General features: G+C 69.3%; 8 protein-coding genes. 6 read left to right on the forward strand and 2 right to left on the reverse strand.

The genetic code is table 11. The features are described 5' to 3' along the window. Positions 1-54: 54 nt before the first annotated feature. Both nrdI and nrdH read right to left on the reverse strand, forming a co-directional pair. Positions 55-516: a class Ib ribonucleoside-diphosphate reductase assembly flavoprotein NrdI gene (gene nrdI / locus ACESK8_RS17665; RefSeq protein WP_060926866.1), complete on the reverse strand. Its 462-nt coding sequence runs from the start codon at positions 514-516 to the stop codon at positions 55-57. Positions 517-522: 6 nt separating this feature from the next. Next, the gene (nrdH, locus tag ACESK8_RS17670; protein WP_042537838.1) at positions 523-756 is read right to left on the reverse strand and encodes a glutaredoxin-like protein NrdH; all 234 of its coding nucleotides are present in this window, start codon (positions 754-756) and stop codon (positions 523-525) included. Between the two features lie 434 nt (positions 757-1,190). On the opposite strand from nrdH, the gene ACESK8_RS17675 reads away from it, so the two are divergent. The 6 genes from ACESK8_RS17675 to ACESK8_RS17700 all read left to right on the forward strand — a co-directional run. Next, on the forward strand, positions 1,191-2,354 hold the full coding sequence (locus ACESK8_RS17675) for an MFS transporter (protein WP_372969802.1): 1,164 nt from the start codon (positions 1,191-1,193) through the stop codon (positions 2,352-2,354). Beyond that, a complete protein-coding gene (locus tag ACESK8_RS17680) occupies positions 2,351-3,265 on the forward strand; it encodes a sugar kinase (RefSeq protein ID WP_372969803.1) in 915 nt (304 codons plus the stop codon). The genes ACESK8_RS17675 and ACESK8_RS17680 overlap by 4 nt, the downstream gene beginning before the upstream one ends. Positions 3,266-3,361: 96 nt before the next feature. Further along, entirely contained in the window at positions 3,362-4,120 is a 759-nt protein-coding gene (locus ACESK8_RS17685) for an alpha/beta fold hydrolase (protein WP_372969804.1), read from the forward strand. Further along, complete coding sequence (locus tag ACESK8_RS17690) at positions 4,117-5,277, forward strand: acyl-CoA dehydrogenase family protein (RefSeq protein ID WP_372969805.1); 1,161 nt, start codon at positions 4,117-4,119, stop codon at positions 5,275-5,277. Before ACESK8_RS17685 ends, ACESK8_RS17690 begins: the two co-directional genes overlap by 4 nt. A gap of 86 nt (positions 5,278-5,363) precedes the next feature. Further along, entirely contained in the window at positions 5,364-5,831 is a 468-nt protein-coding gene (locus ACESK8_RS17695; protein WP_372969806.1) for an Lrp/AsnC family transcriptional regulator, read from the forward strand. Further along, positions 5,828-6,664: aminotransferase class III-fold pyridoxal phosphate-dependent enzyme (locus ACESK8_RS17700; RefSeq protein WP_372969807.1), on the forward strand; the 837-nt coding region annotated here is incomplete at its 3' end. The genes ACESK8_RS17695 and ACESK8_RS17700, both read left to right, overlap by 4 nt.

The raw sequence follows: 6,664 nt of genomic DNA on the forward strand, positions 1-6,664 counted from the left end.
CGTGATAGTCCAGGCCCTCGTAGGTCGGGTTCATCTTGAACGCCACCGTATCCGTCACTGAGTCGGCTCCTGCCTGCTCGTCAACTGCGGTACCCACCGTCGCTCCAATCCGTCGCTCACGCGATCAACATCGTCTTGTGTGCCGAAGATCTCGAGCCGATACAAGTGAGGCACGTTGCACTTGCGGCTGATGATGTCACCGGCGAGACAGAACGAGTCGCCGAAGTTGGTGTTTCCCGCCGAGATGACTCCGCGGATATGACGCCGGTTGCGCTCGTCGTTGAGGAACCGGATGACCTGCTTGGGCACCGCGCCTCGTTCGACGCCGCGCCCCTCACCCCCGCCATAGGTGGGGGTGACCAGGACGTACGGCTCGTCGATGACGAGCTCTTCGTCCTGGCGGTGAAGGGGGATGCGTCGGGCCGGAAGCCCGAGCTTCTCGACGAAGCGTGCGGTGTTACCCGACGCGCTCGAGAAGTAGACCAGGAGCGGCGCAGCGGTCGCGACGGCGCTCATGGTCGGTCACGCCAGACGCGAGGCGAGCTCGTCGATCTTGTCGGGACGGAAGCCCGACCAGTGACCCTCGTCGGTGACGACGACGGGTGCCTGCATGTAGCCGAGCGCCTTGACCTGCTCGAGCGCCGTGGCGTCTTCCGACAGGTCGAGGATCTCGTACTCGATGCCCTTGGCGTCGAGCGCGCGGTAGGTGGCGTTGCACTGAACGCAGGACGGCTTGGTGTAGACGGTGATCGACATCTTTTCGCTTCCCCTCAAATCTCTGACCTGCCCCCTCGAGCAGGTGTTTTCCGGCAGACCCTCGCCGGGAACTCAATACTACATATAGGTGCGGACATTCAGAGGGACCACAAGGGCTAGTAGTTACATCCGTGTAGTTTTCCACCGCTCTCCACTGGTACAACACAGGTTCTCCACCGTTTCTTCCACAGGTGCAGGCCCCTTGACAGCGCCTCCGAACCGCGAGAAATCGCGGCTGGGAAGCACCTGGGAGAGATCCATCCACAGGGGGGACCATACGAGGGGGTTCGGACATCCGATTTTCTGTGGAATCGACGATTCGGCGTGTCGCGGCGTGTCGCGTCGGACCCGCTTCGACCACGGTGACCGGCTCCCGGTAGCGTGGACCCGTGGCGGGATATCGGGACCTTCTTCGCACGCCCGGAGTGGCGCGCATGATCGCTGCACAGCTGACCGCTCGCTTCCCCAACGGGATGACGTCGCTGGCGATCCTGCTGCACGTCGAGCAGCAGACCGGGTCCTACGGCTCCGCCGGTCTCGTGCTCGCGGCCACCAGTGTGGGCCAGGCCGTCGCCGGCCCGATCACCAGCCGGTGGATGGGCGCCTGGGGCATGCGCCGGGTCCTCACCCTGACCCTCAGCGTGTGCGTCGTCGCCGTGCTCGGCCTCGCCCTGCTGCCGTTGACCGTCGCGGGCTACATGGCCCTCGGCATGATCGCCGGACTCTCCACGCCGCCGGTCCAGTCGGCCGTCCGCACCATCTACCCGAAGCTCGTGAACGCGAAGCAGCTCACACCCCTCTTCTCGCTCGACGCCTCACTGCAGGAGATCATCTGGGTCCTCGCGCCGGTCGTGATCACCCTCGTGTCGACCCAGATCGGGACGTCGGAGGGCCTGCTGCTCGTCGCCGTCGTGCTCGTGGGCGGCGGGGCGTGGTTCATCCTCTCCCCCGAGGTCGGCCGCGTGCGCATCCCGCGCAGCCGCCACGCGTTCGGCACGGTCGTCCTCAAGCCTCCTGTGCTGCTCGCCACCGTCATCGGATTCCTGCTGATCGGCGCGTGCTCGGCCGTCGAGGTGGGAGTCGTCGCGACCTTCGAGCACGGGAGCCTCGCCGCAGGCCTCGTCCTCGCCGTGTTCTCGGTCGGCAGCCTCGCGGGCGGCCTGGCGTTCGGGCACATCCCGATCGGCCCGTGGGCCATGGCCCGCCGGCTCGCCATCGTCACGGTCGGCCTCGCCCTCACCATGGTCTCCCTGAATGTGTTCTGGCTCGGCGGCACACTCGTCCTCGCCGGCATCGGCATCGCCCCCGCGCTCGCCGTGCTGTTCGCGATCACGACGGCGAGCGTGAAGTTCAGCCAGACGGCCGAGGCGTTCGGGTGGGCGGGCACCGGTCAGCTCATCGGCGCCGCGGCCGGATCCGCCGTCGCCGGATTCCTGGTCGACGCCTCCGATCCGCGCGGCGCCTACCTCGCAGCGACGCTGTTCGCCGCCGCGGGGCTGGTCGTCTCCATCGTCTTCGTCCGCGCGTTCCCCGACCTGCGTCATCGCGACGCGAGTCCGCACCCCGACACCGAACCCCTGGCGGTCACCCCTTCATGAGCTCCGCGTCCTCTCCCCTGCCCCGCACGCCCGAGGTCGTCTGCGTCGGCGAGTCCATGGGCCTCGTCACCGCGCTCGGCGCGCCGCTGGCCGAGACCGAGACGGCGACGCTCGGAATCGCCGGCGCCGAAGGCAACGTCGCGGTCGGCCTCGTCGCGGCGGGCCACCCGGCCGCGTGGGCCTCGCGTCTGGGCGACGATCCGATCGGCACGCGCATCGCGACGGAGCTGGGACGCCGCGGGGTGCAGCTCTGGGCCACGACGGATGCGGCTGCTCCCACCGGCGTCATGTTCAAGGACCCCGGCATCGAGTCGTCATCCGTCTACTACTACCGACGAGGGTCCGCCGCCTCGCTGATGGCCCCGGGCTTCCTCACCCCGGCGCAGCTCGACGGAGTGCGGATCGTGCATACGACCGGCATCACGCCCGCACTCTCCGCCTCGTGCCGCGACATGGTCGACGAGCTCTACAGCACCGCCCGCGCGGCCGGAGCACTGGTCTCGTTCGACGTGAACGACCGCCGCGCCCTGTGGTCCCGCGACGATGCCGCCGCCACCCTCAGCCGCCTCGCCGACGCCGCCGACATCGCTTTCGTCGGTCGCGACGAGGCCGAGCGGATCTGGGGCACGGCGACGGCATCCGACATCCGCGCGCACCTTCCTCGCTGCGGCCTCCTGGTCGTGAAGGACGGGGATGTCGGTGCGACCGCGTTCCGCGGCGACGAGGAGCCGGTGTTCGTCCCTGCTCCGCGCGTCGAGGTCGTCGAGCCGGTCGGCGCCGGCGACGCCTTCGCTGCGGGATTCCTCGCGGCCTCCCTCGACGACGCGGACCTCGCGGAGCGGCTCTCCGCCGGGCACGCCGCCGCCGCACGGGTGCTCACCACGCACGGCGATCTGCCGCCGCTCGCCTGACCCCACCTCGCCTGACCCACCTCGCCCACCAGCCCCGCCGACCCACCCGGCCCGCCTGCCCGGCCCGATCCCCGCGCCCGGTCGTAGGCTGAGGGCATGCCTGCACCGCTCACGCTGCCCCGCATCTCCTGGGGCGACCCGGCATCCGCCCGCCACGCCCTGCTCGTGCACGGACTCGGCTCCTCGGCCGCGCTCATGTGGCGACTGGGCACGGCACTCGCCGACGACGGCTGGTACGCCACCGCCGTGGACCTCCGCGGACACGGCGATGCGCCGCGGGCGCTCGACTACTCCGTCGCCGCCTACGGGGCGGACCTCGCGGCGACCTTCCCCGCGCACGGCGGCGCCTGGGATGCCGTGATCGGCCACTCGCTCGGCGGGGCCTCCAGCACCGCCGCCGCAGCCGCCTCCCCGGAGTGGACCCGCCGACTCGTGCTCCTCGACCCCGCCATCCTCGTCGGCGGACGGGACGCCGCGATCGTGCGCCGCAGCCAGGAGCGCGCATTCGCCGACAACAGGATCGAGCTGGTGCAGCAGGAGCATCCGCACTGGCACCCGCAGGACTGCGAGCTCAAGGTCGACGCCGTGCACCGCACCAGCGCGTGGGCCGTCGAGCAGACCAGCGCCCAGAACACACCGTGGGACGTCACCGCGGATGCCGCCCGACTGACGGTCGCCACCCACGTCATCGCCTCGGATCCCGAGGTGTACAGCATCTTCACCGGCGATGTCGCCGCCTTCGTGCTCGCCTCGAACCCGCTCATCACGATGTCGGTGGTCGAGGGAGCCGGTCATTCGCTGCACCGCGACAAGCCGGACGAGACCATCCGACAGTTGAGAGAGGCACTCGCATGAGCACGTTCGACCCGACCGCGTACCTGCCGGACGACCTCCTCGAGCGCATCCGCGAGCGCGCGCCGATCCACGACCGCGAGAACACGTTCCCCGAGCAGGACCTCGACGAGCTCCGCACCGCCGGATACCTGTCGATCCTGGTGCCCGTCGAGCGCGGCGGTGCAGGGCTCGGTCTCGCGGAGGCGGCGGTCCTGCAGCAGCGCCTCGCGACGGCCGCGCCCGCGACGGCTCTCGCGATCAACATGCACCTGGTGTGGACCGGCGTCGCCAAGGTCTTCTCCGACCGGGGCGTCCCCGGGCTCGAGTTCGTGCAGGACGGCGCCGCGGCGGGAGAGGTGTTCGCCTTCGGCATCAGTGAAGGGGGCAACGACCTCGTGCTGTTCGGCAGCGACACCGACGCCGTGCCCACCGACGACGGCGGCTATGCGTTCACGGGCACCAAGATCTTCACCTCGCTCGCGCCGGTGTGGACGAAACTCGGACTCCACGGCCTCGACACGACGAGCGCCGACGCCCCGAAGCTCGTGTTCGCGTTCGTCGACCGCACCGACGCGGTCGCCACGGGCGACGACTGGGACACGCTAGGAATGCGCGCGACGCAGAGCCGCACGACCCGCCTCGACGGGGCCGTGGCGGATGCCGCGCACGTGGTGCGCCGCATCGATCCCGGCCCGAACCCCGATCCGATCGTCTTCGGGATCTTCTCCGTCTTCGAGATCCTGCTCGCGTCCGTGTACACCGGCATCGCGCGCCGCGCGCTCGACCTCGCCGTGCTGACCGCGCAGCAGCGTCGCTCGAAGAAGACCGGCGCCGCCTACAGCCAGGATCCGGACATCCGCTGGCGCATCGCCGACATGGGACTCGCGTACGACGCGCTGCCGCCGCAGATCGCCGCGCTCGCCCGCGACGTCGACGAGAAGGTCGACAACGGTGCGCGGTGGTTCACCCTCCTCTCGGGCGTCAAGCACCGCGCGATCACGATGTCGAAGCACGTCGTCGACCAGGCGATGCTCGTCGCCGGAGGCGGTTCGTACTTCTCCTCCAACGAGCTGTCCCGGCTGTACCGCGATGTCCTCGCGGGGGCGTTCCACCCCTCGGATCCCGAATCCGCGCACGCCACGGCCGCGAGCGCGTGGCTCGGACCGATCGAATCCTGATCTCAGATCTGCGGTTTCACCCCTGAGAGGTCAGGGAATCTGCGGAATCGGTTGAAGAGCGCCCGTCACGGTGCGAAGATCGCATCATGATGTCCCCCAAGAAGCATCCCCCACTGGATGACGTCGCCAAGACGATCATCGAGCTGCTGCAGGAAGACGGACGACGCTCGTACTCCGACATCGGTCGCGAGGTGGGGCTCAGCGAGGCGGCCGTCCGCCAGCGGGTGCAGCGGCTCACCGAGTCCGGTGTGATGCAGATCGTCGCGGTCACCGACCCGATGCAGCTGGGCTTCCCCCGTCAGGCCATGATCGGCATCCGCGTCTCCGGCGACACCAGGGTCGTCGCCGAGGCGATCTCCGACATCGCGGCGATCGACTACGTCGTGATCACCGTCGGCTCGTTCGACATCCTCGCCGAGGTGGTCTGCGAGGACGACGAGGACCTGCTCGCCCTGATCAACGACCGCATCCGACCGATCGACGGCGTCCTGTCGACCGAGACCTTCATCTACGCCAAGCTGCAGAAGCAGCTCTACAACTGGGGGACCAGATGAGCACGCACCGCACGACCCCGTCCGAGGCAGACCTGCAGGCGATGGCCAAGGACCACCTGTGGATGCACTTCACCCGGCAGTCCACGATGGAGAAGAACGGCGTGCCGATCATCGTCAAGGGCGACGGTCACCGCATCTGGGACTCGAAGGGCAAGGAGTACTTCGACGGCCTCGCGGGCCTCTTCGTCGTCAACGCCGGGCACGGACGCCGCCGGCTCGCGGAGGCAGCGGCGAAGCAGGCATCCGAGCTGTCGTTCTTCCCGCTGTGGTCGTATGCGCACCCCGCGGCGATCGAGCTGGCCGACCGTCTGGCCGACGAGGCGCCCGGCGACCTCAACCGCGTGTTCTTCTCGACGGGCGGCGGCGAGGCGGTCGAGACCGCCTTCAAGCTCGCGAAGCACTACTGGAAGCTGATGGGCAAGCCCACGAAGCACAAGGTCATCTCCCGCTCGGTCGCCTATCACGGCACCCCGCAGGGCGCGCTGGCCATCACCGGCATCCCGGCGATGAAGGCCATGTTCGAGCCCGTCACCCCCGGAGGTTTCCGGGTGCCGAACACCAACTTCTACCGTGCGGCCGAGATGGGCGGCCCGAGCGACGACCTCGAGGCCTTCGGACGCTGGGCGGCCGACCGCATCGAGGAGATGATCCTCTTCGAAGGTGCAGACACGGTCGCCGCCGTGTTCCTCGAGCCGGTCCAGAACTCCGGCGGATGCTTCCCGCCCCCTCCCGGATACTTCGCCAGGGTGCGCGAGATCTGCGACCGCCACGACGTGCTGCTCGTGTCGGACGAGGTCATCTGCGCGTTCGGTCGCCTGGGCCACACCTTCGCG

Source organism: Microbacterium sp., from assembly GCF_041641055.1.
In the GTDB taxonomy this organism is placed as follows: Bacteria; Actinomycetota; Actinomycetes; order Actinomycetales; family Microbacteriaceae; genus Microbacterium.